Annotated in this window: 15 protein-coding genes and 1 pseudogene; 3 read left to right on the plus strand and 13 right to left on the minus strand. The window is 70.1% G+C overall.

Annotation, left to right across the window (positions count from 1 at the left end; genetic code table 11):
- Positions 1-140 precede the first annotated feature (140 nt).
- Positions 141-1,358 carry a thiolase family protein gene (locus AQJ11_RS27500; protein WP_014675644.1) on the plus strand — a complete coding sequence of 406 codons (1,218 nt, stop codon included), beginning with the start codon at positions 141-143 and terminating at the stop codon, positions 1,356-1,358.
- Complete coding sequence (locus AQJ11_RS27505; protein ID WP_059264826.1) at positions 1,355-3,484, plus strand: 3-hydroxyacyl-CoA dehydrogenase NAD-binding domain-containing protein; 2,130 nt, start codon at positions 1,355-1,357, stop codon at positions 3,482-3,484. Before AQJ11_RS27500 ends, AQJ11_RS27505 begins: the two co-directional genes overlap by 4 nt.
- Before the next feature lie 77 nt (positions 3,485-3,561).
- On the opposite strand, the gene AQJ11_RS27510 is transcribed toward AQJ11_RS27505, so the two are convergent.
- Both AQJ11_RS27510 and AQJ11_RS27515 read right to left on the minus strand, forming a co-directional pair.
- Positions 3,562-3,951: a hypothetical protein gene (locus AQJ11_RS27510; protein WP_014675642.1), complete on the minus strand. Its 390-nt coding sequence runs from the start codon at positions 3,949-3,951 to the stop codon at positions 3,562-3,564.
- Positions 3,952-3,966: 15 nt separating this feature from the next.
- A complete protein-coding gene (locus AQJ11_RS27515; RefSeq protein WP_059264828.1) occupies positions 3,967-4,983 on the minus strand; it encodes a PLL family lectin in 1,017 nt (338 codons plus the stop codon).
- A 73-nt stretch (positions 4,984-5,056) separates the two neighbouring features.
- Between AQJ11_RS27515 and AQJ11_RS27520 the strand changes: the two genes are divergently transcribed.
- A complete protein-coding gene (locus AQJ11_RS27520) occupies positions 5,057-5,452 on the plus strand; it encodes a PIN domain-containing protein (RefSeq protein WP_059264830.1) in 396 nt (131 codons plus the stop codon).
- A gap of 173 nt (positions 5,453-5,625) precedes the next feature.
- Here AQJ11_RS27520 and AQJ11_RS51270 read toward each other — a convergent pair.
- The 11 genes and pseudogenes from AQJ11_RS51270 to ngcE form a co-directional block, all read right to left on the minus strand.
- Positions 5,626-5,721 (minus strand): annotated as a pseudogene (locus AQJ11_RS51270) (DUF5914 domain-containing protein); the annotation flags it as partial.
- Between the two features lie 24 nt (positions 5,722-5,745).
- Entirely contained in the window at positions 5,746-7,200 is a 1,455-nt protein-coding gene (locus AQJ11_RS27525) for a glycosyltransferase family 39 protein (protein ID WP_059264832.1), read from the minus strand.
- A gap of 72 nt (positions 7,201-7,272) precedes the next feature.
- On the minus strand, positions 7,273-8,793 hold the full coding sequence (locus AQJ11_RS27530; protein ID WP_059264834.1) for an amino acid permease: 1,521 nt from the start codon (positions 8,791-8,793) through the stop codon (positions 7,273-7,275).
- Positions 8,794-8,942: 149 nt separating this feature from the next.
- Positions 8,943-10,871 (minus strand): 1-deoxy-D-xylulose-5-phosphate synthase, encoded by a 1,929-nt coding sequence (gene dxs / locus AQJ11_RS27535; protein WP_014675637.1) that lies wholly within the window; start codon positions 10,869-10,871, stop codon positions 8,943-8,945.
- A gap of 192 nt (positions 10,872-11,063) precedes the next feature.
- A complete protein-coding gene (locus AQJ11_RS27540) occupies positions 11,064-12,344 on the minus strand; it encodes a sugar ABC transporter permease (protein ID WP_014675636.1) in 1,281 nt (426 codons plus the stop codon).
- Positions 12,341-13,132, minus strand: a complete 792-nt coding sequence (locus AQJ11_RS27545; RefSeq protein ID WP_041665540.1) for an ATP-binding cassette domain-containing protein — start codon at positions 13,130-13,132, stop codon at positions 12,341-12,343. Before AQJ11_RS27545 ends, AQJ11_RS27540 begins: the two co-directional genes overlap by 4 nt.
- 199 nt (positions 13,133-13,331) lie before the next feature.
- Positions 13,332-14,441, minus strand: a complete 1,110-nt coding sequence (locus tag AQJ11_RS27550; protein WP_175252294.1) for a sugar ABC transporter substrate-binding protein — start codon at positions 14,439-14,441, stop codon at positions 13,332-13,334.
- Between the two features lie 133 nt (positions 14,442-14,574).
- Positions 14,575-15,774, minus strand: a complete 1,200-nt coding sequence (locus AQJ11_RS27555; RefSeq protein WP_059264836.1) for an ROK family transcriptional regulator — start codon at positions 15,772-15,774, stop codon at positions 14,575-14,577.
- 204 nt (positions 15,775-15,978) lie between these two features.
- The gene (locus AQJ11_RS27560) at positions 15,979-16,905 is read right to left on the minus strand and encodes a carbohydrate ABC transporter permease (RefSeq protein WP_014675632.1); all 927 of its coding nucleotides are present in this window, start codon (positions 16,903-16,905) and stop codon (positions 15,979-15,981) included.
- A 4-nt stretch (positions 16,906-16,909) separates the two neighbouring features.
- Positions 16,910-17,836: a carbohydrate ABC transporter permease gene (locus AQJ11_RS27565; RefSeq protein ID WP_014675631.1), complete on the minus strand. Its 927-nt coding sequence runs from the start codon at positions 17,834-17,836 to the stop codon at positions 16,910-16,912.
- A 29-nt stretch (positions 17,837-17,865) separates the two neighbouring features.
- Complete coding sequence (ngcE, locus tag AQJ11_RS27570; RefSeq protein ID WP_041665539.1) at positions 17,866-19,311, minus strand: N-acetylglucosamine/diacetylchitobiose ABC transporter substrate-binding protein; 1,446 nt, start codon at positions 19,309-19,311, stop codon at positions 17,866-17,868.
- Between the last annotated feature and the right edge of the window lie 210 nt (positions 19,312-19,521).

The following is a 19,521-nucleotide window of genomic DNA, read 5'->3' on the forward strand; positions in this document are numbered from 1 at the left end:
CCCCGGTGAGCCCCGGAAGATGTGACCTTCGCCGCTCCCGCCTCCCGGACTGTGCAGCTACGTTACTCATAAGTAGCATGGGTCCTGAGCGCGCGCTCAGCGCAACGCAGCAGTGCCATCCGCACAGGAGGAGAGCCATCGTGCCTCGTACCGTCAGGGACGTCGTCTTCGTCGACGGCGTCCGTACCCCGTTCGGCAAGGCGGGCCCGAAGGGCATCTACCACGAGACCCGCGCCGACGACCTTGTCGTGAAGGCGATCCGGGAGCTGCTGCGCCGCAACCCCGGTCTGGACCCGAAGAAGATCGACGAGGTCGCCATCGCGGCGACCACCCAGATCGGTGACCAGGGCCTGACCCTGGGCCGTACCGCCGGCATCCTCGCGGGCCTGCCGCAGTCCGTGCCCGGTTACTCCATCGACCGCATGTGCGCCGGCGCGCTGACCGCCGTGACGACCACCGCCGGTTCGATCGCCTTCGGCGCCTACGACGCCGTCATCGCCGGTGGCGTCGAGCACATGGGCCGCCACCCGATGGGCGAGGGCGTCGACCCGAACCCGCGGTTCGTGAGCGAGAAGCTGGTGGACGAGTCGGCCCTGTTCATGGGCATGACCGCGGAGAACCTGCACGACCGCTTCCCGCACATCACCAAGCTGCGCGCCGACGAGTACGCCGTGCGCTCCCAGGAGAAGGCCGCCAAGGCGTACGCCAACGGCAAGATCCAGCAGGACCTGGTGCCGATCTCGGTGCGCCGGACCAGCCCGGAGGGCGGGGAGACCGGCTGGGGCCTGGTCACCGCCGACGAGCCGATGCGCCCGGGGACCACCCTGGAGAACCTGGCGAACCTCAAGACGCCGTTCCGTGTGCACGGCCGGGTCACCGCGGGCAACGCGGCCGGTCTGAACGACGGCGCCACCGCGTCGATCATCGCGAGCGAGGAGTTCGCCCGCGAGAACGGCCTGCCGGTCAAGATGCGCCTGGTGTCGTACGCCTTCGCGGGCGTCGAGCCGGAGGTCATGGGCTACGGCCCGATCCCGGCCACGGAGAAGGCCCTCGCCAAGGCGGGCCTGTCCATCTCCGACATCGGCCTGTTCGAGATCAACGAGGCCTTCGCCGTGCAGGTGCTGGCCTTCCTCGACCACTACGGCATCGCGGACGACGACGAGCGCGTCAACCAGTACGGCGGCGCGATCGCCTTCGGCCACCCGCTGGCCTCCTCCGGCGTCCGCCTGATGACGCAGCTGGCCCGCCAGTTCGAGGAGCAGCCGCAGGTCCGCTACGGCCTGACCACCATGTGCGTCGGCTTCGGCATGGGCGCGACGGTCATCTGGGAGAACCCGCACTTCGAGGGGGACAAGTGAGCACCACCGCCGAGCTTTTGAAGCAGGCCTCGGACCTGTTCCCCGACGAGGTCGTCACCAGCGCGCACGTACGCCACTTCGACCTCCCCGCCGGCGCCGGCCGCTTCGCGCTGATCACGCTGGACAACGGCCTGGACCACACCAAGCCGACCACCTTCGGCCCCGCCTCGCTCGCGAACCTCAACGCCGCGATCGACCAGGTCGAGAAGGAGGCCGCGGACGGCGAGATCGTCGGTGTCGGCATCACCGGCAAGCCGTTCATCTTCGCGGTCGGCGCCGACCTCAAGGGCGTCGAACTGCTGAAGGAGCACGAGCACGCGCTCGCCATCGGCAAGGGCGGCCACGAGGTCTTCAAGCGCCTGGCGAAGCTGGCCGTGCCGACCTTCGCCTACTACAACGGCGCGGCGATGGGCGGCGGCGTCGAGGTCGGCCTGCACTGCACCTACCGCACCGTCTCCAAGGCGATCCCGGCGTTCTCGCTGCCGGAGGTCTTCCTCGGCCTGGTGCCCGGCTGGGGCGGCTGCACGCTGCTGCCGAACCTGATCGGCCCCGAGAAGGCCGTCTCGGTCATCATCGAGAACTCGCTCAACCAGAACAAGCAGCTCAAGGGCCAGCAGGTCTTCGACCTCGGGATCGCCGACGCGCTCTTCGAGGGCGCCGACTTCCTGGAGCAGTCGCTGATCTGGACCGCCCAGGTACTCAAGGGCGACGTCAAGGTCGAGCGCCCGGTGATCGACCGCGGCGAGGCCTGGGACCAGGCCGTCGCCAAGGGCCGCTTCATCGCGGACTCCAAGGTGCACGGCGCGGCCCCGGCCGCCTACCGCGCCCTCGACATCATCGCCGCCGCGAAGAACGAGGACCTCCAGCAGGGCTTCGACGCCGAGGACCAGGCCCTCGCCGACCTGATCATGGGCGGTGAACTGCGCGCCGGCATCTACGCGTTCAACCTCGTGCAGAAGCGCGGCAAGCGTCCCGCCGGCGCCCCGGACAAGAACCTGGCGCGCCCGGTCACCAAGGTGGGCGTGGTCGGCGCGGGCCTCATGGCCTCGCAGCTCGCGCTCCTCTTCCTGCGCCGCCTGGAGGTGCCGGTCGTGCTGACCGACATCGACCAGGAGCGGGTCGACAAGGGTGTGGGCTACGTCCACGCCGAGATCGACAAGCTGCTCGGCAAGGGCCGGATCAACCAGGACAAGGCCAACCGCCTCAAGGCGCTGGTGACCGGTGTCCTGGACAAGGCGGAGGGCTTCTCCGACGCGGACTTCGTCATCGAGGCCGTGTTCGAGGAGATCGGTGTCAAGCAGCAGGTGTTCGCGGAGGTCGAGGCGGTCGCCCCGGCGCACGCGATCCTCGCCACCAACACCTCGTCCCTGTCGGTGACGGAGATGGCGTCGAAGCTCAAGCACCCCGAGCGGGTCGTGGGCTTCCACTTCTTCAACCCGGTGGCCGTCCTCCCGCTGCTGGAGATCGTCCGCGGCGAGAAGACCGACGACGCGTCCCTGGCGACCGCGTTCGCCGTCGCCAAGAAGCTGAAGAAGACCGCGGTGCTGGTCAAGGACGCCCCGGCGTTCGTCGTGAACCGCATCCTGACCCGCTTCATGGGCGAGATCCAGAACGTCATCGACGAGGGCACCCCGGTCGAGGTGGCCGAGAAGGCCGTCGAGCCGCTCGGTCTGCCGATGTCCCCGCTGGTGCTGCTGGAGCTGGTCGGCCCCGCCATCGGTCTGCACGTCTCCGAGACGCTGCACGGCGCGTTCCCGGACCGCTTCACGGTCTCCCCGAACCTCAAGGCGGTCGTGGAGGCGGGCAAGCGCGGCTTCTACGTCTACGACAGCGGCAAGCCGGAGCTGGACCCGGAGGTCGCCGCGCTGCTCAAGCAGGGCGACGTCGTGCTGACCGAGGAGCAGGTGCGGGCGCGGGTGCTGGACGCGGTGGCGCAGGAGATCGGGCTCATGCTCGACGAGGGCGTCGTCGCCGAGGCCCAGGACATCGACCTGTGCCTGATCACGGGCGCCGGCTGGCCCTTCCACCTGGGCGGCATCACGCCGTACCTGGACCGTGAGGGCGTCAGCGAGCGCGTCAACGGCAAGCGGTTCCTCGCTCCGGGCGTGGCGAGCGTCCCTGCGTGACGCTCCGCCGGTGACCGCCGGGTGCCCGCACTCCTGCCGGGGTGCGGGCACCCGCGTTTCCGGGTGCCGGCCGGGGCTCAGGTCCGGGGCCGGCCGTCCTCGACGTGGACGACGTGGAGGTCCCTGCCGTCCCGGTCGCGGCGGGAGCGCCCGAGCATGCCCACGGCCAGGTGCGAGGGGTCCTCGGACTCCGCAAGGGCGACGAAGGTGACGACGTCCGGATGGTGGCCCGTCACCAGCCAGCCCTCGCCGTTCTTCAGTTCGAGCACACGGAAGTCGCCCGCTGGGCCGCCCACGCTCACGGGGCCGTACGCGCGCAGGATCTCGGTGGCCCGCTCGGCGAGCCCTTCCCCCGGCTCCTCCAGCACCACGCACGTGCCGTGCTCGAACAGCACCCACGGTTTTCCGGATCCGGCGAGGAGACGCCGCCAGGCGTCGATGAGTGTCTCGGTGTCCACGACGGCCATCACATCATGGCGCGCTCAGACCTCCCGCCACGCCTCCAGCGCCAGCCCCGGCTCGTCCTTGCGCCGGGTCAGCAGGAGCCGACCGGTCGACGGGGACAACGTTGCCGCCACCACCCGGTCCTCCTCGTCCGTCGTGAGGGACACCAGCGCGTCCAGCGGGAGTTCGGGACCCGACTCGGTCCACCAGGCGCCCGCCGACTCCAGTTCGGTCGGATACGCGGCGAAGGCGACGCGGCGGCTTGCGGTCCGCTGGACCAGCAGGGTGCAGTCGTGGCCGTCCAGGTCGCAGCGGACCGCCGACACCGGGCCGGGGCCGGCCGCGGGCAGCAGGGTGACCGGCTCGCCGCCCGGCCGCCAGGCGCACAGGTCGCCGGAGGTGCTGGTGTAGAAGACGGTCGTACGCTCCGGGGAGGTGGCCAGGGCGCGCAGGGTGCCCGGGCGGACCGGTGCCTTCAGCGCCTCCTGGAGCACGGGCTGGGTGCCCGGCTCCTCCTGACGCCAGTACAGCAGGCCCTGCGGGACGGCCGCGTACAGCTCGACCCGGCCGGACTCCCCCGTGACCGCCGCGAGTCCGTCCTGGACCTCCTTGCCCTTGAGGTCCCGCCAGGGGTCCCAGCCGCCCTTCTCCTTCTGGGCGAGCATGGAGATCCCGCCGCCCTTGTTGCGGACGAAGACATGGGCGCGGCCCTGGGCGTCCACCGCGACGGCGGGCGTGCCGGTGCGGTCGCCCTTCTTGTCCGGGTGGCCGACCGGGTGCCAGTCCAGGGCCGCCAGGTGCGGGCGGAAGTGCGTGGAGTGCACCAGCCCGGACTCGCCCTTGACGGTGGGTCGCCAGGAGACCAGGTGGGCGTAGCCGTCGGCGCCCTGGCCGACCGCCAGGACGGTGTGCAGTCTCTGCTCGCCGCCGACCCTGCGCGGGGCGGACCAGGGGCCGCGGGGGCCACGCTCGGCCCGGCACAGGACGGCGTCGCCCGACAGCTGGTAGACACTGAGCCGGCCGTCTCGGCCGCGGAGGAGCCAGTCGCCGTTCACCGGTTCACTTTAAGCCGCTCGGTACCGGCCCCGGGGCCCGCCCCCTGGCCACGGTCATGGGACCCTGGGGTGCATGACCGACCCCCTCGGCCCCGTGTCCCCCGCCCCCTCCCCCCTGCTCGTCGTGGTGGACGGCGCGAACGTCGTCGGGTCGCGGCCCGACGGCTGGTGGCGGGACCGCAAGGGGGCGGCCGAGCGGCTGCGGGACCGGCTGGCGAGCGAGGGCCTGCCCGGGCACACGGGGCCCGTGGAGATCGTGCTCGTGGTCGAGGGCGCGGCCCGGGACGTGGCGTCCGTGCCCGGCGTGCGGGTGGAGTCGGCGCCGGGCAGCGGGGACGACCGGATCGTGGAGCTGACCGCCGAACACCCCGGCCGGTCCCGTCTGGTGGTGACCGCCGACCGCGAACTGCGCCGCCGCGTCACGGCCCTGGGCGCGGAGGTGACCGGCCCCCGCACGGTCCTGGACTGAGCGGCACCACCCGTCCATACGGCCGGGGAGCCCCCTCCGGCACCCGCCCCTGGTGCCCGTGAGGCCCGGCGCCCGGGCGCCACCGTCCCGAGTCGGCGCAGAGCGATCCGCCGTGCCGCCTCCGACCGGTGACCGCAGACGCGAGGACGGCCGTGGAAGCCCCCGTGCGCCGCTCAGGCCGGGAACCGGCCGGGGGACCGCGGCTGCCGGCGCCGCTCGGCATAGGCCAGGTCATCGCGCCACAACCGCCCGGCCGCGGCGCGCAACATCCCGTCGGCACGGCGGCCTCGCCGTCAGCCCTCCGGCACCCGGGCGTACAGGACCGCGCCGTCCACCCTGGCCACCTCCGTGTAACCCGCCGTCAGCAGGCGGTGCAGGGTGGGCAGGCGGGCGGGGGCGTACGGCTTGCCGCGGGAGTCGTCGACGACCAGGGCGGGGGCGTGCGCGGCCATCTCGCGCCGGAAGACCGGCCAGGCACCGGCGACGGCGTACTTCTCGCCGACCTGGGGGCCGTCCCGGCCGCCGCTGTAGTTGGTGAGCAGGCCCGCGGTGAGGTAGCGGGTGGCGGGGGTGCGGCCGGCCAGCCAGTACGTCTCCGGGTGTATCCCCCAGACGAGGACCCGGTCGGCGGGTGCCGTGCGGTGCGCGAGGGCCGCCGCCAGCCGTTCGGCGTGCGCGAGGTCGGGGCGGGGGGCGAACAGGCCCCAGCCGACGAAGAGGGCGCAGCAGCAGGCCGAGGTGAGCACGGCGGCCGGGTGCCCGTCCCGGGGCAGGACGCGCAGCGCTGCGGTGGCCAGCAGGGCGAGCGGCGGGGTGAGTTGCAGGTAGTAGTGGCCGAAGAAGTGGCAGCCGAGGACCACGGCGACCGCCGAGGAGGCCAGCCACAGCCACAGCCACGCCTCGGCCGCTTGGGCGCGGACGCCCCGCAGGGCCCGTACGACCGGCGGGAGCAGCCCCGCCGACGCCACCGCCAGGATCGCGGTGTTGGTCAGCGCGCGGACCAGGACGTGGAGTTCGGAGCCGGTGACGGAGGCGTAGGCGGCGGAGCCGGTCACCGTCCAGAACAGGAAGCCGGCCGGGTCCGTCGCCAGGGCCGCGCCGAGCACGGGTGCGGCGCAGCCGGCCACGAGCCGTGGCAGGCCCGCGCGGGTGCCGCCCCGCTGGTGCAGCAACCAGGCCACCGGCAGCAGCACCGCGCCGCCGGTCTGCTTGGTGAGGAACGCGGCGGCGACGGCGGCCCCGGCGGCGCCCCAGCGCCCCCGGTCGGCACACCACAGGGCGGCGACCGTCCAGGGCAGCATGAACACCTCGAAGGTGGCGGCCTGCGCGTCCTCGGGGTTGAGGCCGACGGAGACCAGCAGGTACAGCACCCCCGCGGTGCGGCCGGAGCGCTCGCCCCAGCGGCGGCGGGCCAGGGAGGCCAGCAGCGCGGCGGTGAGCAGTTGGGCGAGGACGGCGAGCACCCGCAGCGGGGTCAGGGAGCCGGAGCCGCAGAGCGCGAACGCGGCCTGGTAGAGCCAGGGCAGCAGCGGCGGCTTGCGGTCGACGACCGTGTCGTACAGCTCCCCGCCCTGGGCGAGCAGACGCGCCTGTACGGCGAGGAAGCCCTCGTCCGGGTTCCACAGCGGCCTGCGGAAGGAGGGGATCCGGGTGACGCAGGCCAGGGTCGCCAGGAGGGGCAGCAGCCGTGCCCAGTACGCCGTCCGGGTGACCGTGGTCCGTGCGGGGGCGAGCGGGGCGGCGAGCATGCTCCGCACGCTATCCGGCCCCGCCGTCCCAGCCGAAGCGGGACATACGGGACCGGGCCGCGAGTGTGCGGGTCAGCCGGTCGCCTTCGGCGGGCGCGCGGCCTCGCCGGCCGTGGTCTCCTCGCGCCGGGCGAGGCGGCTGTGCGAGCGGCCGTAGAGGAAGTAGACGAAGAAGCCGATGACCATCCAGATGGCGAACCGGATCCAGGTCTCGGCGGGCAGGTTGAGCATCAGCCACAGCGAGGCGCACACGGACAGGACCGGGACGACCGGGACCCACGGGGTGCGGAAGGCCCGGTGCAGGTCCGGGCGGGACTTGCGCAGGATGATGACGCTGAGGGCGACGACGATGAACGCGAACAGCGTGCCGATGTTCACCAGTTCGGCGAGTTCGCTGAGGCTGGTGAAGCCCGCGACGATCGCGATGACGCCGCCGAGCAGGATGGTGGACCGGTACGGGGTGCGGAACCTCGGGTGGGTGTGCGAGAAGAAGCGGGGCAGCAGCCCGTCGCGGCTCATGGCGAAGAAGACCCGGGACTGGCCGAGCAGCAGGATCATGCACACCGTGGTCAGGCCGACGGCGGCGCCGAAGCTGATCAGGCCCGCGTACCAGGGGTGCCCGGTGGCCTTGAACGCGTCGGCGAGGGGCGCCTTCACGGACAGCGCGCTGTACTTCTGCATGCCGGTGACGACGATCGACACGGCGACGTACAGGGCGGTGCAGATGATCAGGGAGCCGAGGATGCCGCGCGGGACGTCGCGCTGCGGGTTGCGGGTCTCCTCGGCGGCGGTGGCGACGACGTCGAAGCCGATGAACGCGAAGAAGACCACGGAGGCCGCGGTGAAGATGCCCATGACGCCGAAGTGCGAGGGCGCCCAGCCGACCATCAGCTGGATCAGGGGCGCCTTGAGGTTCCCGGCCGCCTCGGCGGACTGCGCCTTCGGGATGAACGGGTCGTAGTTCCCGCCCTTCACGAAGAAGGCACCAGCGATGATCACGACGAGGACGACGGCCACCTTGACCGCGACGACGACGGAGGTGACCCGTGCGGACAGCTTCATGCCGATGACGAGGATGGCGGTGAGCACCAGGACGAGGGCCGCGGCGAGGATGTCGAAGCCGAAGCCGGTGGCGCCGTCCCGGCCGGAGAGGGCCTCGGGCAGGTGCCAGCCCGCGTTGTCGAGCAGCGAGGCTATGTAGCCGGACCATCCGACCGCGACCACGGCCGTGCCGAGCGCCAGTTCCAGGACGAGGTCCCAGCCGATGATCCAGGCGGGGAGTTCGCCGAGCGAGGCGTAGGAGAAGGTGTAGGCGGAGCCCGCCACGGGGACGGTGGAGGCGAACTCGGCGTAGCAGAGGGCGGCGAGCGCGCAGACGACACCGGCCACGACGAAGGACAGCGACACGGCGGGGCCGGCGGTGTTCTTCGCCGCCGTGCCGGTGAGGACGAAGATGCCGGTGCCGATGATGACACCGACGCCGAACACGGTCAGATCGAGGGCGGTCAGCGACTTCTTGAGCGAGTGTTCGGGTTCCTCGGTGTCCAGGATGGACTGCTCGACGTTTTTCGTCCGGAACAGCGCGTTGCTCACGTACCTACCTCCCACGCTTGTGAGACCTCGATATGGCTCAACATGATCGAGAGGGCCTGGGAGCGTATTCCCCGGCACAGGCAGGTTCACGCAAACGGGCCGGTTCCGCCACCGGGAGAAGCGGCGGAACCGGCCCGTTGCGGCGGTTTCTAGTCGCGCGCGGGCTCCACGGGGTCCACGGCACCCTCCGTACGGTCGAACCGCCCGTCCAGCTTGGAGACGAGCCCGGTGACCTGGCGGGCGATGTCGGGCGCGGTCAGCCCGATCTCGGCCATGACCTCGGCGCGGGAGGCGTGGTCGAGGAAGCGCGGCGGGATGCCGAAGTCGCGCAGCGGCACGTCCACGCCCGCGTCCCTGAGGGCCTGGGCGACGGCGGAGCCGACACCGCCGACGCGGCTGTTGTCCTCGACGGTGACGACGACCCGGTGCCGTTCGGCCAGCGGGGCCATGGCCTCGTCGACGGGCTTGACCCAGCGGGGGTCGACCACGGTGGTGGAGATGCCCTGCTTGTTCAGCAGCTCCGCGATCTCCAGGCACATCGGGGCGAGCGCGCCGACGGAGACCAGCAGCACGTCCGGCCGGTCGGTGCCCGGCTCCCGGAGCACGTCCATGCCGCCGATCCGGCCCACGGCGGGTACGGCGGGGCCGACGGCGCCCTTGGAGAAACGCACCACGGTCGGCGCGTCGTCGACGGCGACGGCCTCGCGCAGCTGGGCCCGCACCTGGTCGGCGTCGCGCGGCGCGGCGAGCCGCAGCCCCGGCACCACCTGGAGGATCGACATGTCCCACATGCCGTTGTGCGAGGCGCCGTCGGTGCCGGTGACGCCGGCCCGGTCGAGCACGAAGGTGACACCGCACTTGTGCAGGGCCACGTCCATGAGGACCTGGTCGAAGGCGCGGTTGAGGAAGGTGGCGTACACGGCGAAGACCGGGTGGAGCCCGGCGTAGGCGAGGCCGGCGGCGGAGACGGCGCCGTGCTGCTCGGCGATCCCGACGTCGTACACCCGCTCGGGGAACCGCTTGGCGAACTTGTCGAGGCCCACGGGCTGGAGCATGGCCGCCGTGATGGCGACGACGTCCTCGCGCTCCTCGCCGAGCCTGACCATCTCCTCGCCGAAGACCGAGGTCCAGTCGGCGCCGGAGGAGGCGATCGGCAGCCCGGTGTCGGGGTGGATCTTGCCGACGGCGTGGAACCGGTCGGCCTCGTCCTGGAGGGCGGGCTGGTAGCCGCGGCCCTTCTCGGTCAGGCAGTGCACGATCACCGGCCCGCCGAACCGCTTGGCCCGGGCCAGCGCCGACTCCAGCGCCTCGATGTCGTGGCCGTCGATCGGGCCGACGTACTTCAGGCCGAGGTCCTCGAACATGCCCTGCGGGGCGATGAAGTCCTTCAGCCCCTTCTTGGCGCCGTGCAGGGTCTCGTACAGCGGTTTGCCGACGACCGGGGTGCGGTCGAGGATGTCCTTCGTCCGCGCCAGGAAGCGCTCGTAGCCGTCGGTGGTGCGCAGGGTGGCCAGGTGGTTGGCGAGCCCGCCGATGGTGGGGGCGTACGACCGCTCGTTGTCGTTGACGACGATGACCAGCGGCCGGTCCCTGGCCTCGGCGATGTTGTTGAGCGCCTCCCAGGCCATCCCGCCTGTCAGGGCCCCGTCACCGATGACGGCGACGACATGGCTGTCCCGTCGGCGCAGCTGGTTGGCCTTGGCGATGCCGTCGGCCCAGCCGAGCACGGTGGAGGCGTGGCTGTTCTCGATGACGTCGTGCTCGGACTCGGCCTGCGAGGGGTAGCCCGACAGGCCGCCCTTCATCTTCAGCCTGGAGAAGTCCTGCCGGCCGGTGAGCAGCTTGTGCACGTAGGACTGGTGGCCGGTGTCCCACAGCACCTTGTCCTTCGGGGACTCGAAGACCCGGTGCAGGGCGATGGTCAGCTCCACCACACCCAGGTTGGGGCCCAGGTGCCCGCCGGTCTTGGAGACCTCCTGGACGAGGAAGGTCCGGATCTCCTCCGCCAGCTGGTCCAGCTCCTCCAGGCTGAGCCGGTCCAGATCGCGCGGTCCCCTGATGCGGGTCAGCAGCGGCACCCGTGCCTCCTTGCAGTAGAGCTGATCGAGCTGTTGCCGGGCTTGGACGAGTCTAATGTTCCGTCCGCACGCCCGATGGCCGGGCGGGGGGTCATGACTCACGCGAACGGCTGTACCCGTGCGGCCGGCCCGGACACGCCCTTGCCCGGCACCGTGGGACGGTGCCGGGCAAGGATGGTGCGTCGGGTGCGCTCAGGCGCGGCCGGCCGACTTCTGGGTCTTGCGGGTGATCGAGTCGATGACGACCGTGGCGAGGAGCACGCCACCGGTGATCATGTACTGGATCGGGGTGGCGATGCCCTGAAGGGCGAGGCCGTACTGGATCGACGTGATCACGAGGACACCGAGCAGCGCGTTCCAGGTGCGGCCCCGGCCGCCGAAGAGGCTGGTGCCGCCGATGACGGCCGCGGCGATGACGTTCATCAGCAGGTCGCCGGAGCCGGCGCTCTGGTTGGCGGCAGCGATCTTGGAGGCCCAGAACAGACCGCCGACCGAGGCGAAGAAGCCCGCGATGGCGAAGACCGAGACGCGCACCAGGGTGACGTTGATACCGGCGCGGCGGGACGCCTCCACGCTGCCGCCGAGCGCGAAGACCTTGCGGCCGTACGCGGTGCGGCGCAGCACGAAGTCGCTGCCGACCAAGACGATCACGAAGAGCAGCACCGCGAGCGGCAGACCCTTGTACTGGTTGAACATGACCGCGACGCCGAACGCGGCGACCGCGAGCAGCACGGTGCGCAGCACGATGTCGCTCAGCGGGCGGGACGGGATGCCCGCGAGCGCGCGGCGGCGGTTGCCGAGGAAGGCCGACAGGAAGTATCCGGCGACCGCGACGAAGGCGAGGAGGTAGGCGGCGGCCACGTCCGAGAAGTAGTACGTGGTGAGCTTGCCGACCACGCCGTCGCCGTCGATGTTGATCGTGCCGTTCGACCCCAGGATCTGGAGCATGAAGCCGTTCCAGAACAGCAGGCCGGCCAGGGTGACCGCGAAGGCGGGAGCGCCGATCCGGGCGAAGAAGAAGCCGTGCAGGGCGCCGATGACCGCGCCGGCCGCGAGGGCGGCGAGGACGGCGAGCCACTCGTTGACGCCGTGCGTGACGCTCATCACGGCGGTGATCGCCGAGGAGACACCGGAGACGGAGCCGACGGAGAGGTCGATCTCGCCGAGCAGCAGCACGAAGATGATGCCGACCGACATCATGCCGGTGGCCACCATGGCGACGAAGATGTTGTTGAGGTTCTCCGCGCCGAGGAAGGCGGAGTTCAGGCTCTGGAAGATCGCGCAGATGGCGATCAGGCCGACCACGACCGGCAGGGCGCCGAGGTCGCCGGCGCGCATCTTCCGCTTGAACTCGGTGACATAGCCCGCGAAGCCCTGCTCGCGCACGAGCAGGCGGGGGTCGACGGCGGGGGCGGCGTCGGCCGCGACGGCGGGCGCGTCGACGGGCTCGGCCTGGGTCTTGTCGATGCTCACTTCTGAGCCTCCGCGGTGGTGCGCGCCGCACGACGGGTCACGGCGTTGTCCGTGGCGCCGGTGATGGCGGAGATGATCTCTTCCTGCGAGGTGGTCTTGACCTCGAACACGCCGTTGTTGCGACCGAGCCGCAGGACGGCGACCTTGTCGGCGACGGCCTTCACGTCGGCCATGTTGTGGCTGATCAGGATGACCGCGAGGCCGCGCTCGCGCAGCCGCTCGACGAGGTCGAGGACCTGGGCGGTCTGCTCGACGCCGAGGGCGGCGGTCGGCTCGTCGAGGATGACCAGCTTGGGCTCGCCGAGCATGGAGCGGGCGATGGCCACGACCTGGCGCTGACCGCCGGAGAGCGAGGCGATCGGGATGCGCACGCTGGGGATGCGGATGGAGAGCGTCTGGAGCAGCTCGCGCGAGCGGCGCTCCATCTCGACCTCGTCCAGGACACCGCGGCGCTTGATCTCACGGCCGAGGAACAGGTTGCCCACGACGTCGATGTTGTCGCACAGGGCGAGGTCCTGGTAGACCGTCGCGATGCCCAGGTTCTGGGCGTCGTGCGGCCGGTTGACCGTGACGGGGAGGCCCTCCCACTCGATGACACCGTCATCGATGGGGTGCACACCCGCGATCGTCTTGACAAGGGTGGACTTGCCGGCGCCGTTGTCGCCGACGAGGGCAACCACCTCTCCGGCGTGGACCTCAAGCTCTACGTCGGTGAGCGCCTGAACGGCACCGAATCGCTTGGAGACCCCGCGCAACGCCAGCACGGGCGTAGCGGACACGTGAACCATCTCCTTCGCCGCCCGAGCCTGACCCCGGCGGGAGGTTGAACATGAAGAGTGAGGGGCGTTCCGTCCGGCGCCCCGCCGTTGTGCTGCGGGGCTGTCGGCGGCGGGGCGCCGGACGTGCCGGCACGGGGCGCGCGAACAAGTGGGCGCGCGCCTCACGTGCGGGCCGGTGGAGCCGCCGCCTGGGCGGCTCCGTGGGGTGTTAGCGCAGGCCGATCTTGTCGCAGGCGGCCTTGTACTTGGCCGTGCAGATCTGCTGGACCGTGTAGTAACCCTGCTTGATGACCGTGTCCTTGACGTTGTCCTTCGTCAGCGAGACTACCGGGACGATGACGGACGGAATGCCCTTCTCGGTGCCGCTGTCGACGGTGGTGGCACCGAGCGAGCTGTCGACCTTGCCGGTCTTGGCGATCGAGACGGCCATCTTGGCGACGGTCTCGGCCTCCTGCGGGTAGGACTTGAAGACGCTCATGTACTGCTCGTTCGCCACGATGCGCTGCACGCCCGCGAGCTCGGCGTCCTGGCCGGTGACCGGGGGAAGCGTCTTGAGGCCCGCGCCCTTGAGCGCGGTGATGATGCCGCCCGCCATGCCGTCGTTGGCGGAGTACACGCCGACGATCTTGTCCTTGCCGAGGGCGGAGATGGCGCCCTCCATGTTGGCGTTGGCGTTCTCCGGCTTCCACTCCTTGGTGTCGTACTCCTTGCCGATGTTCACCTTGCCGTCGAGGACCTCGTGCGCGCCCTTCTTGAACTGCGCGGCGTTCGGGTCGGTCACGGAGCCGTTCATCATGACGATCTTGCCGGACTTGGCCTTGCCGCCCAGGGCCTTCAGCAGGGCCTCGCCCTGCGTCTTGCCGACCTCGACGTTGTCGAACGAGGTGTAGGCGGAGATGGGGCCCTCGGCGAGGCGGTCGTAGGCGACGACCGGGATGCCCGCGTCCTTGGCCTTCTTGACGCCCTGCGCGACCGCCTTGTAGTCGACCGCGTCCAGGATCAGCACGTCGACCTTCTTGGTGATCATCGTGTCGATCTGCTGCGACTGGAGGGTCGCGTCCTGCTTGGCGTTGAGGTAGTCGACCTTGCCCTTGCCGTTCGTCAGATCCTTGATCTGCTTCTCGATGATGGGCTTGTCGAACTGCTCGTAGCGGGCGGTCTGGTTCTCCGGCAGGAGCAGACCGACGGTGATGTCGTCACCCTTGTGGGTGGTCGTCTTCCCGCTGTCGCCGTTGCCGCCGGACTCCTTCGCGCTGCCGCAGGCGGCGAGCGAGACGGTCATTGCGGTGGCACAGAAAGCAAAGGCAGCACGACGCATGCGCTTGTTCACTCTTCAAACCTCCCTGACGAGGCCGCGTCGTTGCGGCCGAGGTGGCTGGAAGTCAACTCGGCCACACGTGCGACGTCAAGAAGTAAATCCTTAACGAGATGGCAACGGTGCCATCCGTTCTCTAAGTGAAGGCAGGGGTCGCCACGGACAACGCCCCCTCCAAAAGGGTTGAATCGCCCATCTCGCTGAGGGCGAGGGCGAGCGCCCCGAGCACCTCCGCGCGGCCACCAAGTGCCCCCGGGAGAACGGACAGTTGGCGCGCCGCGCTGGGAATGGCGTAGCGGCCGACGGACTCCCTGATCGGCCCGAGCACCAGCTCACCGGCCTCGGCGAGATCACCGCCGAGGACCACCCGGCTCGGGTTCAGCAGATTGCAGAGATTCGCCACTCCACTTCCGATGTGGCGGCCGATGTCGGCGATCACCCGACGACAGCCCGGGTCACCGTCCCTGGCCAGCCGTACGACGCCTTCCATCGTCAGGCTGGAGCCGTGGCTGGGCTGGAGCAGCGGGAGCACATAGCGCGCCGACGCGAACGTCTCCAGGCAGCCGCGGTTTCCGCAGCGGCAGACCGGGCCGGATTCGTCGAGTGTAATATGCCCGATTTCGCCCGCTGTGCCGCCCGGGCCGCGATAGATCTTCCCGTCGATCACCAGACCGGCGCCGACACCGCTCGCGACCTTGATGTACGCCAGGTCCCGGACGCCCTTGCCGCTGCCCCAGACCAGCTCGCCCAGGGCGCCGAGGTTGGCGTCGTTGTCCACGTGCACCGGCACGCCGAGCCGTTCGCGCAGTTCCTCGGCGGGCTTGGTGCCGCCCCACCCGGGCAGGATGGCGGTCGAGCCGAGCGTGCCCGACTCGACGTCGATCGGACCCGGCACGCCGAGCCCCACGCCGGCCACCTTGGCCCGGTCCACGCCCGTCGCCGCGATCAGCCGGTTGACCAGCTGTTCCGCCCGGTCGAAGCCCTGGTCGGCGGAGGCGTCGACGTCCAGCGGCTCGGCCTCCTCGGCCAGCACCTGATGGGCGAGGTTCCCGACCGCGACCCGCAGGTGGGTGTGCCCGAAGTCGACCCCGATCACGATGCCGGCGTCCCCGCTCAGACTGACGCTGCGGGCCCGCCGCCCGCCGGCCGAGGTGGGCGTGACCTCGACGGTTCCGCCGTCCTTCAGCTCCCGCACGATGTTGGAGACGGTCGCGGCGGACAGCCCGGTGGTCCGCGCGATCTCCGCCTGCGTGAGGGACCCGGCCAGCCGTACGGCCCGTACCACCCGCTCCAGGTTGGCTCGGTGCAGTGACGACTGCGACCCTGGAGTCTCCACGACGACCTCCTGAGCGCGGGGCCGCTTCGGCGAGGCCCCGTGTATGTCCAACTAGTGAACTCTAAGCTGAGCCGTTCGGGGCGACTCCCGTCAAGAGGTTGAACCGTTTCCGGGTACATGGACACGGCGACGCACACCCTCCCGGGCGACGGGACGGTGTGCGTCTCGGGACGGCCGCGGGACTGCCCCGCCGGGCCGGAACAGCTATTTGAGCGCCCCCGCGGTCAGCCCCTGCACCACCTGGCGCTGGAAGACGATGTACGCCGCGAGCACCGGCAGCATCGCCATGACCAGGCCCGCGAAGAGCCCCGACCAGTCACCCTTGTAGCCCTGGCTGGCCGCCAGCTGGACCAGTCCCTGGGTGAGGACCTTCTTGTCGGGGTCGGTGTTGAGCACCGTGGGCAGCATGTACTGGTTCCACTGGCCCAGGAAGTTGAAGATGCCGACGCTGATCAGACCCGGCTTCGCCATGGGCAGCATGATCTGGAAGAACGTCCGCGCGTGCGAGGCGCCGTCGACGAAGGCCGCCTCCGCCACCGAGGTGGGCAGGGTGCGGAAGAACGCGGTGAGGAAGAAGACCGTGAACGGCAGCGAGTAGGCGATGTAGACCAGGATCAGGCCGTGGATCGTGTTCAGCAGCCCCATGTTGTTGACGACGTAGAACAGCGGGACCAGCGCGAGCATGATCGGGAAGCTCATGCCGCCGACGAACAGGTAGTAGACGAAGCGGTTGCCGGGGAAGTCGAAGCGGGCCAGCACGTACGCCGCCATGGAGCCGAGCACCAGGGTGCCGATCAGCGAGCCGCCGACCACCAGCACGGTGTTCAGGAAGTAGTCGCTCATGTTGGCGTCGGTCCACGCCCGCGCCCAGTTGTCGAAGTGCAGGCTGTCGGGCAGCGACCAGGGCGAACCGAAGATGGAGCTGTCGTCCTTGAAGGAGGTCATTACCGCCCACACCAGCGGCAGGACCACCATGATCGCCCAGATGACCAGGATGCCGTGGGAGAAGACGTTGAGGACGTTGCCTTCCCTCTTGCGCACGGCGGGCCGCCCGGTGGGCGGCACGTCCACCTTGGAGACGCCGGCGCCGGACTCGGCCGGCAGCGGCGCGGGGGTCTCGGTCGTCTTCATCGCTTCAGTACTCCAGCCGCTCGCGACGGCCCAGCCGCATCACGATCGCGGCGAACGCGAGCGTGACGACGAGCAGGGCGACGCCGATGGTGGTGGCGTAGGCGGCCTGACCGTCCCGGAACGCCTTCTGGTACACGTACAGGACCATCACCGTGGTCGAGTAGTCGGGACCGCCCGGTCCGGTCGTCATGATCTGTACGACTGCGAACGACTCGGCGCCGAGCGCGAGGATGCCCATGTACACCCAGCCGGACTGCACGGTGTCCCACAGCAGCGGCAGGGTGACGCGGAAGAAGGTGGTGAAGCGGCCGGCGCCGTCCAGCAGCGCCGCCTCGTACAGCTCGGCCGGGATCGAGGCCATGCCCGCGGAGAACAGCACCACGAAGAAGCCGACCGTGGACCACACGAGCACCGCCATCACGCACCACAGGGCGAGGCTCGGGTCGCCCAGCCACAGCGGCTGCACGCCGTCGAGGCCGATGCCGCGCAGGAGCGAGTTGATCGCGCCGCTGTCCGGGTTGTAGGCGAAGGCGAACAGCAGCGCGACGATCGCGATCGACAGCACCTGCGGGAAGAAGTAGACGATCTTGTAGAAGGACGAGCCCCGGACCCCGGAGATCACGGGGCCGCCCCTTCGGTGCCGTCCGCCCACATTGATCATGAAGGAGAGGAACAGCGCGAGACTGATCGTCACCACCGGCAGCACCAGGGCGAACAGCAGACTGTGCTCCAGCGACTTCCAGAAGATGTCGTCGTCGAACATCCTCTTGTAGTTGTCGAAGCCGACCATGTGGAATTCGGGGCTGAGGCCCGTCCAGTCCGTGAACGAGTAGTAGATGGACTGGATGAACGGCCACACCACGAAGAGCGCGTACAGTCCGAGGGGCAGTGCCAGAAACCCCACGATGAACCGGTACTTGCCGTGTTGCATCGCCACTCCGGTGCTGTCAGGGTGCTGGATTACTGGTGCTTGTAGTGCTTGATCGAGGTGTCCTTCGCCGCCTCGTCGGCAAAGCCCTGGATCTTCTTGATGGCCTCGGCCGGGGTGAGCCGTCCGGCCATCATCTCGCCGAGACCGGACACGCCGATCTTCTCCTTCTGCAACTGCACGTACCAGTCCTGAAGACGCGGATTCACCACGTTGGACCCCGCCTTGTCCAGCGCCGCCACGCCCGACTTCAGACCCGGGGTGAGGCTGATGCCGCTGGTGCCCCCGTTGTACGCGGTCAGTGACTTCACCTTGGTGGTGAAGTTCTTCGAGGACGCCTCGGAGAGCAGGATGCGCAGCTGCTCCATGCCGCCCTCGGTGTTCTTCGCCTTGGCCGGCACGACGAAGGGCTCACCGCCGGAGGCCCAGATGGTGCCGAACGGCAGCTTGTCGGAGGAGTCGATGCCGGTGGGCGCGGACACGGCGAGGTCGAAGTCGGCCGGGATGACGTTGGCCGACTCGTTCTCCACCCAGGAGCCGTTCGGGATGAACAGCGCCTCGCCCTTGGCCCAGGCGGTCTGGGACTGGATGTGGTCCAGGCCCGGCGTGCCCTTGAGGACGTAGCCCTTCTTGTACAGCTCGTAGTAGGCCTCGAAGCAGGCCTTGACCGCGGGGTGCTTCCAGGCGTTCGGCTCCAGGTTGTCGATGGCGTCGAGGACCTCCCGGCCGCCCACCTTGGCGATCATCGGGTAGAGCGAGAAGGGGATGTAGTACGGGTACTTGCCCGCGTACGTCCAGCCCGCCATGCCCTTCTTCTTGGCCTTCGCGCAGACCGCCAGCATCTCGTCCCAGGTCTGCGGGTACTGCGCGTCCAGCGAGTCGAGGGCCTTCTGCGAGTACCAGACGCCGTAGACCGTGTAGGCGTAGTACAGGACCCAGACCGGCTCGCCGTCGAACTGGCCCATCTCCACGATGCCGGGGCGCAGCGTGTCGCGGACCTTCTTGGCCGGGTCGTCGTACGACGGCGCGTCCAGCAGCGGGGTGAGGTCGGCGAGCTGGTTCTTGCCGACGAGCACCCCCATGTCCATCTGCTCGGCCCCGGAGTTGTCGATGAGGTCCGGCGGGTTGCCCTGGTTGAAGCGGGGCTGCAAGGTGGACTGGATCTTCTGGGTGGTGGCGAACTTCACCTTGGCCTTGGGGAAGTCCTTCTCGTAGACCTTCACCGCGTCCTGGGCGTATTCCTTGCCGAAGCCGCCGTCGAAGAGGACGAACTCCATGCCCGCGGTGTCGTTGACGCCGAGGGGGTTCTTCGCGGTCTTCTTGCCCGCCTTCGCCTTGTCCTGTCCGTCACCGCCCCCGCTGGCGCAGGCGGACAACAGGCCCATTCCCGGGGCCGCGACCAGGCCGAGCGCCGCGGACCGCTTGATCAGGTCACGACGGCCCACACCTTCGACGTCGTGGTGCGCAGTGGATCCCATGCTCAAGTCCTCGCCTTCTCCAGGACTCAGGCGGTGAACCGGATCCTCCCCGGCACCGCTGTCGGGTAGTGCTGGCTCGTGCTGGAAACGCCGACAGGTATAGTCCACTTCCCGCCAACTGGGCAAGATCGAATGCACGGTTCGCGTGGGGTCTTTTCCGAGTTGAGACCTCGCGGAAATATGAAGGCCCGCGGAACGGCCCGCCGGAAA

The organism is Streptomyces corchorusii (assembly GCF_001514055.1).
GTDB lineage: Bacteria > Actinomycetota > Actinomycetes > Streptomycetales > Streptomycetaceae > Streptomyces > Streptomyces olivaceoviridis.

Bases quoted from the DNA above. Each gene is read 5' to 3' on its own strand.
- AQJ11_RS27510 (WP_014675642.1), bottom strand. From the start codon at position 3,951: ATGGCCGTCGTGGACACCGAGACACTCATCGACGCCTGGCGGCGTCTC.
- AQJ11_RS27520 (WP_059264830.1), top strand. From the start codon at position 5,057: ATGACCGACCCCCTCGGCCCCGTGTCCCCCGCCCCCTCCCCCCTGCTC.
- AQJ11_RS27525 (WP_059264832.1), bottom strand. From the start codon at position 7,200: ATGCTCGCCGCCCCGCTCGCCCCCGCACGGACCACGGTCACCCGGACG.
- AQJ11_RS27545 (WP_041665540.1), bottom strand. From the start codon at position 13,132: ATGGTTCACGTGTCCGCTACGCCCGTGCTGGCGTTGCGCGGGGTCTCC.
- AQJ11_RS27550 (WP_175252294.1), bottom strand. From the start codon at position 14,441: ATGCGTCGTGCTGCCTTTGCTTTCTGTGCCACCGCAATGACCGTCTCG.
- AQJ11_RS27560 (WP_014675632.1), bottom strand. From the start codon at position 16,905: ATGAAGACGACCGAGACCCCCGCGCCGCTGCCGGCCGAGTCCGGCGCC.
- AQJ11_RS27565 (WP_014675631.1), bottom strand. From the start codon at position 17,836: ATGCAACACGGCAAGTACCGGTTCATCGTGGGGTTTCTGGCACTGCCC.
- ngcE (WP_041665539.1), bottom strand. From the start codon at position 19,311: ATGGGATCCACTGCGCACCACGACGTCGAAGGTGTGGGCCGTCGTGAC.